This is a genomic window from Prevotella melaninogenica, assembly GCF_018128065.1.
GTDB lineage: Bacteria > Bacteroidota > Bacteroidia > Bacteroidales > Bacteroidaceae > Prevotella.
The window spans coordinates 1843469-1860477 of the sequence record NZ_CP072360.1 but is presented as its reverse complement, the minus strand read 5'-3'; the positions used below and the strand labels follow the sequence as shown (position 1 = coordinate 1860477).

General features: G+C 41.1%; 14 protein-coding genes and 2 pseudogenes. 14 read left to right on the top strand and 2 right to left on the bottom strand.

Going from position 1 to position 17009, the window contains the following annotated elements; all coding sequences use genetic code 11:
• The first annotated feature begins 277 nt into the window (after positions 1–277).
• The 7 genes and pseudogenes from J5A56_RS13285 to J5A56_RS13255 all read left to right on the top strand — a co-directional run bounded on the left by J5A56_RS13285 (position 278) and on the right by J5A56_RS13255 (position 6599).
• Positions 278–1444: a sensor histidine kinase gene (locus J5A56_RS13285; RefSeq protein WP_021670486.1), complete on the top strand. Its 1167-nt coding sequence runs from the start codon at positions 278–280 to the stop codon at positions 1442–1444.
• A 352-nt stretch (positions 1445–1796) separates the two neighbouring features.
• A complete protein-coding gene (locus tag J5A56_RS13280) occupies positions 1797–2315 on the top strand; it encodes a YceD family protein (RefSeq protein ID WP_021670487.1) in 519 nt (172 codons plus the stop codon).
• A gap of 22 nt (positions 2316–2337) precedes the next feature.
• Positions 2338–2523, top strand: a complete 186-nt coding sequence (gene rpmF / locus J5A56_RS13275; RefSeq protein WP_009012646.1) for a 50S ribosomal protein L32 — start codon at positions 2338–2340, stop codon at positions 2521–2523.
• Between the two features lie 2 nt (positions 2524–2525).
• Positions 2526–3545 carry a beta-ketoacyl-ACP synthase III gene (locus J5A56_RS13270; protein WP_021670488.1) on the top strand — a complete coding sequence of 340 codons (1020 nt, stop codon included), beginning with the start codon at positions 2526–2528 and terminating at the stop codon, positions 3543–3545.
• A 131-nt stretch (positions 3546–3676) separates the two neighbouring features.
• Complete coding sequence (gene era / locus J5A56_RS13265; RefSeq protein ID WP_021670489.1) at positions 3677–4558, top strand: GTPase Era; 882 nt, start codon at positions 3677–3679, stop codon at positions 4556–4558.
• A 310-nt stretch (positions 4559–4868) separates the two neighbouring features.
• Positions 4869–6181 (top strand): annotated as a pseudogene (gene der, locus J5A56_RS13260) (ribosome biogenesis GTPase Der).
• A 64-nt stretch (positions 6182–6245) separates the two neighbouring features.
• Positions 6246–6599 carry a hypothetical protein gene (locus J5A56_RS13255; RefSeq protein WP_211815566.1) on the top strand — a complete coding sequence of 118 codons (354 nt, stop codon included), beginning with the start codon at positions 6246–6248 and terminating at the stop codon, positions 6597–6599.
• Between the two features lie 285 nt (positions 6600–6884).
• On the opposite strand, the gene J5A56_RS13250 is transcribed toward J5A56_RS13255, so the two are convergent.
• Positions 6885–7652, bottom strand: coding sequence for an ABC transporter ATP-binding protein (locus J5A56_RS13250; RefSeq protein WP_021670492.1), 768 nt, complete (start codon positions 7650–7652; stop codon positions 6885–6887).
• 146 nt (positions 7653–7798) lie between these two features.
• Positions 7799–8544: pseudogene (locus J5A56_RS13245) on the bottom strand (MlaE family ABC transporter permease).
• A 308-nt stretch (positions 8545–8852) separates the two neighbouring features.
• Here J5A56_RS13245 and lptB point away from each other — a divergent pair.
• The 7 genes from lptB to J5A56_RS13210 all read left to right on the top strand — a co-directional run bounded on the left by lptB (position 8853) and on the right by J5A56_RS13210 (position 16811).
• Entirely contained in the window at positions 8853–9680 is an 828-nt protein-coding gene (gene lptB, locus J5A56_RS13240; protein ID WP_021670494.1) for an LPS export ABC transporter ATP-binding protein, read from the top strand.
• A gap of 484 nt (positions 9681–10164) precedes the next feature.
• The gene (gene tig / locus J5A56_RS13235; RefSeq protein WP_021670496.1) at positions 10165–11529 is read left to right on the top strand and encodes a trigger factor; all 1365 of its coding nucleotides are present in this window, start codon (positions 10165–10167) and stop codon (positions 11527–11529) included.
• Between the two features lie 176 nt (positions 11530–11705).
• Positions 11706–12398 (top strand): ATP-dependent Clp endopeptidase proteolytic subunit ClpP, encoded by a 693-nt coding sequence (gene clpP / locus J5A56_RS13230; protein ID WP_021670497.1) that lies wholly within the window; start codon positions 11706–11708, stop codon positions 12396–12398.
• A gap of 9 nt (positions 12399–12407) precedes the next feature.
• Complete coding sequence (clpX, locus tag J5A56_RS13225; protein ID WP_021670498.1) at positions 12408–13646, top strand: ATP-dependent Clp protease ATP-binding subunit ClpX; 1239 nt, start codon at positions 12408–12410, stop codon at positions 13644–13646.
• Between the two features lie 99 nt (positions 13647–13745).
• Positions 13746–15929 carry a DNA helicase RecQ gene (gene recQ / locus J5A56_RS13220; protein ID WP_021670499.1) on the top strand — a complete coding sequence of 728 codons (2184 nt, stop codon included), beginning with the start codon at positions 13746–13748 and terminating at the stop codon, positions 15927–15929.
• Positions 15930–16246: 317 nt separating this feature from the next.
• Entirely contained in the window at positions 16247–16513 is a 267-nt protein-coding gene (locus tag J5A56_RS13215) for a type II toxin-antitoxin system RelE/ParE family toxin (protein ID WP_036918401.1), read from the top strand.
• Positions 16500–16811, top strand: coding sequence for a helix-turn-helix domain-containing protein (locus J5A56_RS13210; protein WP_021670501.1), 312 nt, complete (start codon positions 16500–16502; stop codon positions 16809–16811). Before J5A56_RS13215 ends, J5A56_RS13210 begins: the two co-directional genes overlap by 14 nt.
• Positions 16812–17009 lie beyond the last annotated feature (198 nt).

Genomic DNA, 17009 nt, shown 5'->3' with positions numbered 1-17009 from the left:
TAGGACTCTTTTTTTTTGTTGTTTGTTGTTGGGTGTTGAATGTTAGGTGTTGATGATGTGTTGAAAGGGGGAAGATATTGTATTGGGCTAATGAGACTAATTGGATGAATGTTAGGTGTTGATGATGTGTTGAAAGGGGGAAGATATTGTATTGGGCTAATGAGGCTAATGGGTCTAATAGTGCTAATGCTTTAATCTAATAAGGTTGATGGATCTGATATAGCTAATATGGATCACACTTTATAATATTATTCATTTCTTTTCGTTAATTCTTTATATGCATTGGACTGATAGAATCCGACAGGTAAAGCTATTTTTAGTAGTTGCAGCAATTCTTATAGCTGTCGCTTCATTGCTTGTGTCTCGTTTTCTGACTCGTGATTTGGCGGAGCAGGAGAGGAGTAAGATGCAGGTGTGGGCGGAAGCTATGAAATCACTTAGTGCTGCGGATGAGAATACGGATTTAAGTCTTGTGTTGAAAGTCTTAGATGAAAACCACACTATTCCAGTAGTTGTTTTAGATAATGAAGGTGTCGTAACAGAATTTCGTAATATTGAGATCAAAGCACGCAATGCAAAAGATAGTCTCCTTTATGTTACTTCTCAAGGACAGCAGATGAAAGCTTCTGGACAGGTTATTCGTATTGCTTTGAGTAAGAATCATAATGACTATATTGATGTATGCTATGATGATTCTTTGATGTTAAAGCGCATTGCAATTTACCCTTATGTACAGTTAGGTGTTGTGATGTTATTTGTAATTGTTGCTATTTTTGCGTTATTAACGTCGAAGCGAGCAGAACAAAATAAAGTATGGGTAGGATTAAGCAAGGAGACTGCGCACCAGTTAGGAACTCCTATATCTTCTCTAATGGCATGGACAACGATTTTGAAGGAAACTTATCCAGAAGATGAACTTCTACCAGAGATGGATAAAGATGTTAAACGCCTACAGCTTATTGCTGATCGTTTTTCAAAAATAGGTTCAGTTTCAGAGACAGTCCCGTCCAGTCTTAATGATGTTCTACGTCACGTAGTTGATTATATGGATCGTCGTACGTCTAAGAAGATTGAGATGAAGACTGAACTTCCTGCGGATGATATAATTATCAATTTGAATGCCTCACTCTTTGAATGGGTGATTGAAAACCTTTGTAAGAATGCAGTTGATGCAATGGGGGGTAAGTTAGGAAGCATTACCCTGCGTTTGGAAGAGACTGATAAGCGTGCCATTGTTGAGGTGAGTGATACAGGCAAAGGAATTAAGAAAAAAGATATAAGAAATGTGTTTCGACCAGGTTTCACCACTAAAGATCGTGGTTGGGGCTTAGGATTAAGCCTTGCTAAGCGTATTGTAGAGGAATATCATCATGGTAAGATATATGTAAAAAGCTCAGAAGTAGGGAAAGGAACAACCTTTCGTATTGAACTTCGGAAAGAGTAAAAGCTCTTTTTGTGATTTTCTTTTCGTGAGAGTAAATATTTTTTTTCATGAAAGTAAATATTTCTTTTCATGAAAAAAATATTTATTTACGTGAAAAGAATTCAGACTATATTGTTAGAAATTGTAGAGTTTGTTGCTTGTAGTCTGATAAATAAGATAAGGTAGAAATCTTGTCATTGCTCTCTAAACATTTTGAAAACGAATTAGCTTTCTTATGATACTACTAAGCAAAACTTTATTTGATATAAGGTTGGAGAAATAGAGCATATAATGTCTTAGGCTTTATGTTCTCACTTTTTTACTTATAATTTGCTTATAATCAGAAAAATATTCGTAACTTTGCAACCCAATTATGGACTTAGAAACCCTTAAAATAGACTTGAAGGGTCTGGAAGAAGGTACAAATCACCTTGAGTTCGACCTGGATGATACTTACTTTAAGGCAGTTGACGCTCCTGAAGTAAGTCAAGGTAGTGTGCATGTATCCCTTGATATTTTGCGCACAAGAAATGATTTCTTTACCCTTGACTTCCATGAGACTGGTACGGTAATGGTTCCGTGCGACATATGTCTTGATCCAATGGAGCAGTCAATAGAGACCACACAGCGTCTCGAAGTTAATTTTGGAACAGAAAACTCAGAAGAGGACGACCTTGTGACGGTGGCCGAGGACGAAGGAATACTCGATGTTACATGGTACCTCTACGAATTCATAGCTCTCGCAATCCCTATCAAGCATGTGCATGCACCTGGAAAATGCAACCCTGCTATGGTACGAGCTCTTGAGGAGTATTCTGCCGCCCGAAGCGGTGAGGAAGACGAGCAGGCAATGGATCCGCGCTGGGAAGCTCTATTAAAATTGAAAAAATAAAATATTAAACGTTTAAAGAATTATGGCACATCCAAAAAGAAGACAGTCAAAGACTCGTACACTCAAGAGAAGAACTCACGATAAGGCAGTAGCTCCAACATTGGCATTATGCCCTAACTGTGGTGCTTACTATGTTTATCACACAGTTTGCCCAACTTGTGGTTACTATCGTGGTAAGGTTGCTGTCGTAAAGGAAACAGCTGAATAAGCATGAGTAATATCAATGCGATTATAACAGGTGTCGCAGGTTACGTGCCTGACTATGTCCTCAATAACGAGGAATTGTCTCGCATGGTTGATACCAATGACGAGTGGATTACTACTCGTACAGGTATCAAGGAGCGCCGAATTCTCACAGAAGAGGGACTCGGTACATCCTATATGGCCCGCAAGGCAGCAAAGCTCCTGATGACAAAGACAGGTGCTGATCCAGACAGTATTGATGCTGTTGTTGTTGCTACAACGACCCCTGACTATCCGCATCCTTCAACAGCTTCTATCGTATTAGGAAAGCTGGGATTGAAGAATGCTTTCGCATTTGACTTAGCTGCTGCATGTTGTGGATTCATGTATGCACTCGATGTTGCCTGCAATATGATCCAAAGTGGTCGTCACAAGCGTATCATTGTTATCGGTGCTGATAAGATGTCAGCAATTACCGATTATCGTGATCGTGCAACTTGTCCACTTTTCGGTGATGGTGCAGGTGCTGTGATGTTAGAGGGTACAACCGAGGAAGGCGTTGGTATGATTGATTCTTATCATCGCACAGACGGTAAGGGACTTCCATTCCTCCATATTAAAGCAGGTGGTTCTGTATGTCCTTCTTCAAGTTTTACAGTCGATCATCGTTTGCATTACACTTACCAAGAGGGTCGCACGGTCTTTCGTTATGCTGTCACAGCAATGGGCGATGATTGTGAAAAACTGTTGGAACGCAATGGCTTAACACAAGATGATGTTGATTATGTAGTTTGTCATCAGGCAAACCTTCGTATCATCGAGGCTGTTGCAAAGCGTATAGGTGTCCCAATGGAGAAGGTGTTGGTTAACATTCAGCGTTATGGTAATACCAGTGCTGCTTGTATGCCACTTGTACTTTGGGACTTTGAGTCAAAACTGAAGAAGGGTGATAAAATCATTTTCACTGGCTTTGGTGCTGGTTTCGTTAATGGTGCTGCTTATTTCAAGTGGGCTTATGACGGTGACTCTGTTGCAGTTAAGAAATAAAGAACTAAGTTATCATACATAAAAACGCATCTTTCTTTTCTTATAAGATAGGTGCGTTTTTTGTTAAAAGGAATAAAACAGAACTTTTCAAACGTTTCTTCCTTTGGGAGAAAAAGAGGTGGTTAGATAATATGCATAAAGCAGGATTTGTAAATATCGTTGGTAATCCGAATGTCGGAAAGAGTACGCTAATGAATCAACTTGTTGGCGAGAAGCTCAGTATTGCCACGTTTAAGGCACAGACAACGCGCCATCGTATTATGGGAATTGTCAACACAGAGGACACCCAGATAGTATTTTCAGACACACCAGGTGTGCTGAAACCAAACTATAAGATGCAGGAGATGATGCTCCAGTTCTCTGAGTCTGCTTTGGCAGATGCCGATATTTTGCTTTATGTGACAGATGTTGTCGAAGACCCAGAGAAGAATATGGACTTCTTGGAAAAAGTCTCTAAGATGTCAATCCCTGTCATTCTGCTTATTAACAAGATTGATGAGAGCGACCAAAAGAAGCTTGGCACCCTTGTGACGAAATGGCATGAACTGTTACCTAATGCAGAGATACTCCCTATTTCGGCTAAGAATAAGTTTGGTACAGATATTCTTTTGAAGCGTATTCACGAACTATTGCCAGAAAGTCCAGCTTTCTTTGATAAGGACCAGCTGACAGATAAGCCAGCAAAGTTCTTCGTTTCAGAGATTATTCGTGAGAAGATTCTGCGTTATTATGATAAGGAAATTCCTTATTCTGTGGAGGTTGTCGTTGAGCGTTTTAAGGAAGATGAACGTCAGATTCATATCAATGCTGTTATTTACGTTGAACGTAGTAGTCAGAAGGGAATCATTATCGGGCATCAGGGTATGGCACTCAAGAAGGTGTCTACCGAAGCACGCAAGAGTCTTGAACGGTTCTTTGATAAGAAGATATTCCTTGAAACTTTCGTGAAGGTGGATAAGGATTGGCGCAATTCGCAGAAGGAACTGAAACATTTCGGGTATAGTCCGGAGTAAGGGGAACCTCCCCCAGCCCCTCCGAAGGAGGGGAGAGCCTAACGGAATAGGCTGGGGAGAGATTTTATTAGCCTTATTGGGCTAATAAGGCTAATAAGGCTCATTGGGCTAATACAAAGCTAATAGCACCCTTGATAATAAAAACAATTCGCCCTGACTGCTTAGTAGGGCACACTCTCGCACAATGCGAGGGCTGGGGAATGGTCATCCTCGGCAAATATTCATCGGATGCCTGACCACATCCGGCGCCTTTTCATAATTGTTTAACAGTCTTAGAACTGAATTATGAGGAGGGAAAAGACCAATATTAATGGCAAATTTAGTAGCTATTGTGGGACGTCCAAACGTTGGTAAGTCCACACTTTTCAATCGATTAACTCAGACACGTCATGCGATTGTGAGCGATACTGCTGGTACAACACGCGACCGTCAGTATGGTAAGTGTCAGTGGAATGGACGTGAATTCTCTATTGTTGACACTGGTGGATGGGTTGTTAAATCAGACGATATTTTGAAGATGCAATCCGCAAGCAGGTGCTTGTGGCAACTGAAGAGGCTGACCTCGTTCTCTTTGTCGTTGATACCGAGACGGGTATTACCGACTGGGATGAGGATGTAGCATTGATTCTTCGTCGCACAAAACTTCCTGTACTCCTTGTTGCAAATAAGGTTGACAACAGCGGTGAGTATTATCAGGCAGCTGAGTTCTATAAACTTGGTTTGGGTGAGCCAATCTGTATCAGTGCTGCTACTGGTGGTGGAACAGGTGATTTGCTTGATATTCTGCTTGAGAATTTGAAAGATGTGCCAGAAGAAACAGTCGATATGGATATCCCTCGCTTTGCTGTTGTAGGTCGTCCTAACGCTGGTAAGTCAAGTATTATCAATGCTTTCATTGGTGAGGACCGTAATATTGTGACCGAGATTGCCGGTACGACACGCGATAGTATCTATACCCGCTATACGAAGTTTGGTTTTGATTTCTATCTTGTTGATACCGCAGGTATCCGTCGTAAGAACAAGGTGAGTGAAGATTTGGAGTTTTATAGCGTAATGCGATCTATCCGAAGCATTGAGAACTCTGATGTTTGTATTCTGATGTTGGATGCAACACGTGGTATTGAGGCGCAGGATATGAATATCTTCCAGCTCATACAGCGTAATAATAAGAGTCTTGTTGTCGTTGTGAATAAGTGGGATTTGGTTGAAGATAAGAATCAGAAGGTTATCGATACCTTTGAGAATGCTATCCGTAAGCGTATGGCTCCGTTTGTTGACTTTCCAATCATCTTTGCTTCTGCACTGACCAAGCAGCGTATCTTTAAGGTTTTGGAAACAGCGAAAGAGGTTTATCAGAACCGCACAATACATATTGGTACAACGAAGTTGAATGAAGTAATGCTCCCTATCATTGAGGCAACACCACCACAGTCAGTGAAGGGTAAGTACATCAAGATTAAGTATTGCTCACAGCTTCCAAACACACAGATTCCTTCTTTTGTGTTCTATGCGAACCTGCCACAGTATGTTAAGGAGCAGTATCGCCGCTTCTTGGAGAACAAGATACGTGAAAACTGGAACCTGCACGGTTGTCCAATCAATGTATTTATTCGTCAGAAGTAGTAGCAGGAGGTGTTGTTTATGAAGCAATAATGTTTCCCTTTTTTTCGTTCTGCCATTTCTATTGATGGCTTGCAGTAAGAAAAAGGAGGTAGACCAGGGAGAGTTGGCTGGTCGTACTGCCAAACTCTATTACGAACAACTATTGAAAGGTCAGTATGAAGCCTTTTTAGAAGGTGAGAATCGTTCGGAGAAATTACCTGATAGTTATCGGAAACAACTCCTAATAAATCTCCAGCAGTTCGTTGAACAGCAGAAGAAAGAACATAATGGGATAGACTCAGTCTCTTATGTATCGTCTGTTTTCTCTGCAAAGGATAGTACTGCCAGTGCTTTTCTGCTGTTTCATTATGGCGATAAAACGACAGAGCAAGTAGTTGTTTCAATGCTAAAGAAGCAAGGTGTTTGGATGATGCGATAGCGCATAGTTGTCAACTGCTCTCCTTTTACCATCTTTTACTGATGTGCTGATGCCTAACACATATGGTGCGGTAGGTAAGCACCAATGGTGTTGAGCATCTTTTGATAAGAAAATGAAGGCTCGTGAGGGGCAATAAGATATACAATTAAAGTCCTCCTGCTTATTTGTTTCGTCCTAAAAGGGTTGAAAGAAATAAGCGGGAGGACTTTTCTATTTAGTTGGGTTGTGTTGTGGGAGTGCCAATAAAGTGTTCTCTTCAGAACTTATAAAGAAAGGTGGACGACTTTATGGTATATTTTCCTTTTCTATGTTCTTGACTTTCTTAAAAAGGTCTGAGGCAAAGACGAGGTCGTTTAACTTCTCATTTTCCGATGTAATGACAGTGTTTTTATCACCTTTCCATTCTATCTTACCATCTGCAATAAAGATGATATTCTCACCAATACCCAACACTGAGTTCATATCATGGGTGTTGATGATAGTCGTCATATTGAACTCACGAGTGATACTTGTCAGTAGTTCGTCAATGACCAATGACGTCTTTGGGTCAAGTCCAGAGTTAGGTTCATCGCAGAACAGATACTTTGGGTTCATAACGATGGCTCTTGCAATAGCAACACGCTTCTGCATACCACCCGAAATCTCACCAGGGAACTTCTCTTCGGCACCAGTTAGGTTCACACGATCAAGACATTCCCTTGCTCTTTTGTCACGTTCCTGTGCGGTCATTTCCGAGAACATATCCAATGGGAAACGAACATTCTCCAGTACTGTGAGCGAGTCGAAGAGGGCTGCCCCTTGGAAAATCATACCCATCTCACGGCGCATGAGAATTTGGTCTTTCTTTGTCATGTTGACAAAGTTACGTCCGTCATAGAGCACTTCGCCCTTCGTTGGGTCGAGGAGTCCTGTGAGCGAACGCATCAGAACGGTCTTACCCGCACCACTCTGTCCGATGATGAGATTTGTTTTTCCGTCTTCAAAAACGGTGTTGATATCCTTCAGCACTTCTTTTTCGCCGAATGATTTGAATAGATGTTTTACTTCAATCATAGAGCCTCCCCCGACCCCTCCGAAAGGAGGGGAGCCCAATCTGCTTACTTGTGGGGGAAGATGGGCTTATTAATTAGTTCGTATTAACTTTCAAGAGTTGATTTATTCTCTCTCATCTCCCCTCCTTTGGAGGGGTTGGGGGAGGTTTAACTCAACAGCTGTGTGAGGAAAACATCGCTGAAGAGTATCAGGACGCTTGAGGTGACGACAGCATCTGTAGATGCCTTTCCTACTTCAACACTTCCGCCTTTTACCGTGTAGCCCATATATGACGACACGCTTGCAATGATAAAGGCAAAGAAGAATCCTTTGATGATACTCATCCACATAAACCATGAGTTGAAATCGTGTTGCAAACCAGCAGTCAAATCTACTGGTGTGATGATATGTGCAAGGTAGGCTGTGGCATATGCTCCAATGATACCTGTTGCTGCTGAGAAGATGACAAGGAATGGCATGATTGTGATGAGTCCCATAATCTTTGGCAAGATGAGGTAGCTGGCAGAGTTGATACCCATAATCTCTAAGGCGTCAATCTGTTGTGTCACACGCATTGTTCCTAATTCCGATGCAATGTTTGACCCTACCTTGCCCGATAAAATCAAGCACATGATACTGCTGGAGAACTCCAAAAGCATAATCTCACGTGTCACATAACCCGACACCCAATGAGGCATCCAAGGACTCTGCACGTTAAGTTTTATCTGTATACATATAACTGCTCCAATGAAAAAGAGATGAGTAACACGATTCCGATTGAGTCGACACCCAATTGAGACATCTCTTTAACATATCGCTTTAGGAACATTCTCATTCGTTCCGGACGACTGAATGAGCGTCCCATCAACATAAGATAATTACCGAGAATGTTCAGCCACTTGAATAAAAGCATGATCTTTCTATTTGATGTTCAAAGTGCAAAATTAACCAAAATATCACAGAAAGAGAAAAGAAAGACATTATTTAATAGTCATACAGGGTGCTTTCCCTTGTTTTAGGTAGTATCTTTGGCATTCTTGCAGCGTACTCTTAGGATAATATTAGTATCTTTCAAACCTTTACAAGGAGACTTTTCTGCAGAAGCGTAAGTACTTCGTGATTCTTTTATCTATGTTGTTCTTTTGTTTCTTTTCACGTCTTTATGATTGCTATCTGCTTTTTATTTCGTAATTTTGCAGCGATAGCTTAAAAGAGAAAACTATGTCAGAGTTAGATGATTTTGTTGTACGCCCAAGAGGCAATGGGAGTGTTCTTCGTACAGAAAAGCTGGTGAAGCGTTACGGAAAGCGTACCGTTGCCAATGGTGTGAGCATCAATGTGAAACAAGGTGAGATTGTGGGATTGCTTGGACCAAATGGTGCGGGAAAAACCACATCGTTCTATATGACAACGGGATTGGTTGTACCAAATGAGGGACATGTGTATATTGACGATCAGGAGATAACCAACTTTCCTGTTTATAAGCGTGCCCGTGCTGGTATTGGATATCTGCCACAAGAGGCGAGTGTTTTCCGTAAGATGAGCGTGGAAGATAATATTATGAGTGTCTTGGAGATGACAAAGCTATCTAAGCTGGAACGAATTGATAAGATGGAGAGTCTTATTCGCGAGTTTCGTTTGGAGAAAGTGCGTAAGAACCTCGGTGACCGCCTTTCAGGAGGTGAGCGTCGTCGCTGTGAGATTGCTCGTTGTTTAGCTATCGACCCAAAGTTTATCATGCTTGATGAGCCTTTTGCGGGTGTCGACCCTATTGCTGTTGAGGATATTCAGCACATTGTATGGCGTTTGAAGTTCCGTAATATCGGTATTCTTATCACTGACCACAACGTTCATGAGACGTTGAATATTACCGATCGCGCCTATCTTCTCTTTGAGGGACGCATCCTTTTCAAAGGTACACCGGAGGAGTTGGCAGCCAATAAGATTGTGAAAGAGAAGTATCTTGGTACTGATTTCGTTCTTCAGAAGAAAGACTTTCAGTTGCTTGACCAGCGTAAACGTGCGCAGGAAGAAGCAAACGGTTTATAAGAGGAATATATCCTCTCTTTTAGATAGGCTATATTAGCCATCAGAAAGGCGCAAAGATAAAGCATTCTTTGCGCCTTTGTTTATGCAAGAGTAAGTAAGTTGCGAATTATTTTCATGAAGAAAAATATTTTTTTTCATGAAAAGAAATATTTTTCTTCACGACCATAAATATTTATTTTCATGAAAATAATTCGAGAAAGGAGCCTTTCAGATATAAAGAGTAAGTGCAAAATAAAAAGCTGCTTACGGCAAAATACTATAAAGAGTTGGCTGTAAGCAACTTTGTTGATAAAAAAACAAAACCAGTTGTAGGCTTAAGTAGCATATTATCTTGGTTAAAAAAACAAATTTCCACATATATATTATAAGGTTATGCGATTTTTTAAGTATCTTTGCACTTCAAAGTCTATAGGGGGTAATTGTGCTCTCTTGTGAACTTGTGTTTTTGATAAATAATAATAAACATAAATATATAACGTCAAAGATGAAAATTTCATTTGAGAATCCCGACAAAGTGAATGGCTTGATGACCATCACCGTTGAGGAAGCTGATTACAAGGATGAGGTAGAGAAAACTCTCAAGGATTATCGCAAGCGTGCTAACATTCCTGGTTTCCGTCAGGGTCAGGTACCTATGGGGCTGATTAAGCGTCAGTATGGTTCACAGGTTAAGATGGATGCTATCAATAAAATTCTTGGTGAGAACCTCCAGAAATATATCGCTGATAACAAGATTCAGATGTTGGGTCAGCCAATGGGTTCTGAGTCTCAGGAAGCAGTTGACTTGGAGAAACCAGCACCTTATGAGTTCAAGTTTGATATTGCTGTTGCACCAGAGTTTAAGATTGAGTTGAATGGCAAGAACAAGATTGACTACTACGAGATTGCTGTTGATGACAAGTTGATTGATCAGCAGGTTGAGATGTTCCAAAGCCGTTCTGGTCACTATGACAAGGCTGAGGTGTTCGATCCTGAGCAGCGCGATATGTTGAAAGGTGACCTCCGTGAGTTGGATGAGAATGGAAATACACTCGAGGGTGGTATCACCGTTGAGGGCGCATCATTGATGCCACAGTATATCAAGGTTGAGGATCAGAAGAAGCTCTTTGATGGTGCTAAACTTGGTGACATCATTATCTTTAACCCAACAGCAGCTTACCCAGATAATGATATCGAGGTTTCTTCACTCCTGAAGATTAAGAAAGAAGAGGTTGCTGAGCACAAGGGTAACTTCTCTTATCAGATTACTGAGATTTCACGCTTCGTTAAGGCTGAGAACAATGCAGAGCTTTGGAAGAGCGTTTACGGTGAGGATGCTGATATCAAGGATGAGGCAGCTTTCCGTAAGGCAATTGCTGACGGTTTGGCAGAGCAGTTGAAGGGTGATTCTAACTACAAGTTTATTCAGGACCTTCGCGCATACTGCGAGAAGAAAGTTGGTGAGTTGACTTTCCCAGATGCTATCTTGAAGCGTATTATGTTGGCTAACAATCAGGATAAGGGTGAAGAGTTTGTAGAGAAGAACTATGCACAGAGCATCAAGGAGTTGACATGGCACCTGATTAAGGAGCAGTTGGCTAAGGACAACGATATTAAGGTTGATGACAATGATGTTCGTGAGAGCGCTCGTCAGATGGCACGTGCACAGTTTGCTCAGTATGGTATGACCAATATTCCAGAGGATTATCTGAATGGTTATGCTGATGAGATGCTGAAGAAACGTGAGAATATAGATTCTTTCGTTGAAGCAGCTCTTGATCGCAAGCTTGCTGCAGCTATCAAGGAGGTTGTTAAACTGAACGTTAAGACCGTAAGTCTTGAGGAGTTCAACAAACTTGTAAGCGAGTAATATTTTTAGAAAAATCTTCCTTTATATATAGGGGTTATCGATTTTTTTGCTTATCTTTGCTTTAGATATGCAGGCAAATGTCGCACTGAGTGGCATGGTGTTTGTTTAGATGACAATGATAAGAGAGGTCGATAACCTCTATTTTTGTCATATTAAATTAGATAGAAAGGAAAACAATGAACGAATTTAGAAAGTATGCCGTAGGGCATCTTGGGATGAATGGTATGGTACTTGATGACGTGATGAGAGCACAAGCACAGTATCTAAACCCATATATCCTTGAGGAGCGTCAGCTGAATGTAACTCAGATGGATGTCTTCTCACGTTTGATGATGGAGAGGATCATCTTCCTCGGAACGCAGGTGGATGACTATTCAGCCAATACAATTCAGGCACAGTTGCTTTATTTGGACTCTGTAGACCCGGGTAAGGATATATCAATTTATATTAACTCTCCGGGTGGAAGCGTAACAGCAGGCTTGGGTATCTACGATACCATGCAGTTTATCTCCAGTGATGTCGCTACGCTCTGTACAGGTATGGCAGCTTCTATGGCAGCTGTATTGCTCGTTGCAGGTAAGGAGGGTAAACGTTCTGCCCTGAAGCATAGTCGTGTGATGATTCATCAGCCATTAGGTGGTGTACAGGGTCAGGCTTCTGATATTGAAATCGAAGCACGAGAGATTCAGAAGTTTAAGAAAGAACTCTATACAATCATTAGTGAACACGCTCATCAACCTTTCGATAAGGTGTGGAACGACAGTGACCGTAACTACTGGATGACTTCTGAAGAAGCTAAGGAGTATGGTATGATTGATGAGGTCCTGATGAGAAAACCAGTAAATAACGCTTCAGAAGAAGTAAAGTAAAGGATAATAATGCCCCAAAAGAAATGTAGTTTTTGTGGTCGTGGCGAGAAGGAAGTAAAACTCCTTATCACTGGTTTGAACGGCTATATCTGTGAGGATTGTGCGCAGCAGGCTTATAATATCGCCGTGCAGACAGGTGCGTTGTCACAAGGTCAGAATGGCGAAGATAAGGCTTTTACGCTCAAGAAGGTTCCAAAGCCAAAGGAAATCAAGAAATATCTTGATGAATATATCATTGGACAGGATGAAGCGAAGCGCTATCTTGCGGTAGCTGTTTATAACCATTATAAGCGTTTACAACAACCAAAGGACGATGATGGTGTAGAGATTGAGAAGAGCAACATTATTATGGTTGGTTCTACGGGAACGGGTAAGACATTGCTCGCTCGCACCATAGCTAAGTTGCTTGATGTGCCCTTCACGATTGTTGATGCGACCGTATTCACAGAAGCTGGATACGTAGGCGAGGACGTTGAGAGTATCCTCTCACGTTTGTTGCAGGTTGCTAATTATGACGTGCCAGCGGCTGAGCGTGGTATTGTCTTCATCGACGAGATAGATAAGATTGCACGTAAGAGTGATAACCCAAGCATCACGCGTGATGTAAGCGGTGAGGGTGTACAGCAGGGTTTGTTGAAACTCTTGGAAGGAACAATGGTGAACGTGCCTCCAAAGGGTGGTCGTAAGCATCCTGATCAGGATTACATACACGTTGATACTCGCAATATCCTCTTCATTTGTGGTGGTGCATTCGATGGTATTGAACGTAAGATAGCACAGCGATTGAACACACACACGGTTGGTTACAACTCTGTGCAAAACGTTGCTAAGATAGATAAAAACGACTTGATGAAGTATGTTCTTCCTCAAGACTTGAAGTCATTCGGTCTTATTCCTGAGATTATTGGTCGTTTGCCAGTGCTTACCTATCTTAATCCGCTTGATCGTGAGGCATTACGTAAGATTCTTGTTGAGCCAAAGAACTCTATCGTGAAGCAGTATATCAAGCTGTTCAGTATGGATGGTATTAAACTAACTTTCACCGAAGAAGCACTAAATTATATCGTAGACAAGGGCGTAGAGTATAAGCTCGGCGCTCGTGGTTTGCGTTCAATTGTTGAGGCTGTGATGATGGATGCTATGTTTGACGTACCATCACGACGCATTAAGTCGTTTGAAGTGACTGAAGAATACGTTCGTCAACAACTTAACAAGGCACATATTCAGAAATCGAAGTCAGTCTCATAAAACCCTATAAATACAGCCTACTGGTGTGAAGAAAAGTCGTATCAGTGGGTTGTATTATTCCTACATAACCTAAAGGATTGGAATATACCCGCTATTAACATGACACAAGAAGTCAATCTTACCGAAAAACTAAAACACTACTTTGGCTTTGACAAGTTCAAAGGCGACCAAGAAGCTATTATTCGTAATCTTCTTGCCGGACACGATACTTTCGTATTGATGCCAACAGGTGGTGGCAAAAGTCTTTGCTATCAGCTTCCCTCATTAATAATGGAAGGAACAGCGATAGTTGTTTCTCCGCTTATTGCATTGATGAAGAATCAGGTGGATGTTATCAATGGAATCAGCGAGGAAGATGGTGTGGCACATTATCTCAACTCTTCTTTGAAGAAAGCTGAGGTTGATCAAGTGCGTGCAGACGTTGTCTCAGGACGTACAAAGTTGCTCTATGTTGCTCCAGAGTCTTTGAATAAGGAGGAGAATATGGAGTTCCTGAAGTCTGTGAAGATTAGTTTCTATGCTATTGATGAGGCACATTGTATCTCGGAGTGGGGGCATGATTTCCGACCAGAGTATCGTAAGATTCGTTGTGCTATCGAAACGATTGGTACTGCGCCTGTGATTGCACTGACAGCTACAGCCACTGATAAGGTGCGTACAGACATTGTGCGTAGCTTAGGCATTGAGGATTGTACCGAGTTCAAAAGCTCTTTCAATCGTCCGAACCTTTATTATGAGGTACGTCCGAAGAAGAGTGATGACGATACAAATAAGCAGATCATCAAGTTTATTAAGCAGCATGCAGGTAAGAGTGGTATTATCTATTGTCTTTCACGTAAGAAAGTGGAAGAGTTAGCCGCCATCTTACAAGCCAATGACATAAAGGCAGCTCCATATCATGCGGGACTCGATTCAGAGACACGCTCTAAGACGCAGGATGATTTCCTTATGGAAGAATTGGATGTCATCGTAGCCACGATAGCCTTTGGTATGGGTATTGACAAACCAGATGTACGCTTTGTCATACACTATGATATACCAAAGAGCCTTGAAGGCTATTATCAAGAGACGGGACGAGCTGGACGTGATGGGGAAGAGGGTATCTGTATTGTGTTCTATTCTAAGAAGGATCTCAATAAACTGGAGAAGTTTATGGAGGGAAAACCTGTTGCAGAACAAGATATTGGTCGTCAGTTGTTGCAAGAGACAGAAGCCTATGCTGAGTCTTCTGTCTGTCGTCGTAAGATGCTGTTACATTACTTTGGTGAAGACTACCCAAAGTGTAACTGCTCTATGTGCGACAACTGTTTGCATCCAAAGACAAAGATAGAAGCTCAGAAAGAACTCCTCATCGTTCTTAAAGCTGTGAAGACACTAAAGGAGAACTTCCGTCAAGAGTATGTTATTGACTTTGTGCGGGGTAGGGCTACCGACGATCAGAAAGATCATAAGCATGATGAGTTGGATGACTTTGGAGAAGGTGAGGATGAGAACCCCAAGATATGGAATCCTGTCATACGTCAGGCTCTCTTGGCTGGTTATCTAAAGAAGGATGTTGAAAATTATGGTCTGCTAAAGCTTACCGCTGCTGGTAAGCGATTCATGAAGTCGCCAGAGCCGTTTATGATAGTTATGGATACAGAGTTTAAGGAAGAAGATGAGGATGATGACCCAATGATGGGTACGGCGGTTCTCGACCCCGAACTCTTCTCTATGTTGAAGAACCTCCGCAAGAAGATAGCTCGTAAGTTGGAAATTCCTCCTTACGTAATCTTCCAAGATGTTTCTTTGGAACAGATGGCGATGATGTATCCTATTAACGAACAGGAACTGCAGAATATTCAAGGTGTTGGTGCTGGTAAGGCAAAACGTTATGGAAAAGAATTCCTTGAGTTGATAAAGCAGCATTGTGAGGAGAATAATATTGAACGTCCAGAAGAGTTGCGTGTTAGAACTGTGGCTAAGAAGTCGATACAGAAGGTTAAGATCATCCAGAGTATTGATCGTAAGTTACCGCTTGATGATATCGCTACAGCTGAGGGACTTGACTTTGATGATCTGCTGACAAAGATAGAAGAGATTGTTTATAGTGGTACAAAACTCAATATCGACTACTTCCTTGAAGAAGTATACGATGAGGACCAGATAGACGATATCTACGATTACTTTATGGACAGCGAGACAGATAGTCTTGATGTAGCCATGGAAGAACTTGACAGTGACTATAGTGAAGAAGAAATTCGTCTTGTACGCATCAAGTTCCTGTCAGAGATGGCTAACTAATACTATACACCATTACTAATGGGTGTATTGCTCTTTATCTGTAGGGATGCATGGTTTGTGTATCCCTACAGACTATAACCGAAAATCTTTTAATATCTTCAACCTACATACAAACCTCCGAATCTTAATCTTTTTTGTTTGCTATAATCCTTTTATAAATCTTAATAATGTAATTAATTCATTCCATTTATATGGATATATGTAATTTGTTTGTTACCTTTGCCTATGAAAATTGATAGAGACATAAGGATGACGGAACCTTTTTAGAGTTTCTAAAATCCTTAGAGCCAAAAGTTAGAAAAAAGTATCTTTATGTAATACAGATTCTAAAAACAGAAGCTGTTGTTAGTGAAAAGTTTATTAAGCATTTAGAAAATACGAACTTATACGAGATGAGGGTTTCCCTTTCTTCAAATGAGTATAGAACTATTGTGTTTTCAGTAGATGCTGTAAATATTATCTCTGCGACTAAGGTTCTTTTGTTGAATTCTTTTCTGAAGAAGGATACGAAGCAATATAGAAGCGAAATAAACAAAGCAGTAAAACTTTTAGAAGAATGGAGAACTGAATATGAAGAAGATTAATGAAGAAAAGTGGAAGCGTTTAAAATCATTTGATGATATTCTCAATGAAGAAGTTGGATGTGAGGATTCTCCGGAGCGTACCGAGTTTGAGGCACGTGCCAAGGCTTACTATTATGCAGAACTACTGAAGGAGCAGCGCAAGCAGCAGAAGATGACACAGCAGCAGTTGGCAGATAAGATTGGTAAGAAGAGAGAGTATATCTCAAATATCGAGCGTGGAAACAGCGATATGCAACTTTCTACTTTTATGCAAATTGCGAATGCTTTAGGACTTCGTTTTGCCTTGGTTGTAGGGTAGTTACGCTGCTGATAGTAGTAAGTTGACTCCGCATCGGTAATATATTGCAAGGGATTTAGCACTCAGCACTAATGGTGTTAACCAATAGCACGATATGTGCGGGGCAACAACACGATATGTGCGGAGTAATAACATGTTGGCTGAAGATGAAAGTATAGAGCCTTTATGGTTATGATAAAGAGTTATTGTAAGAAGATA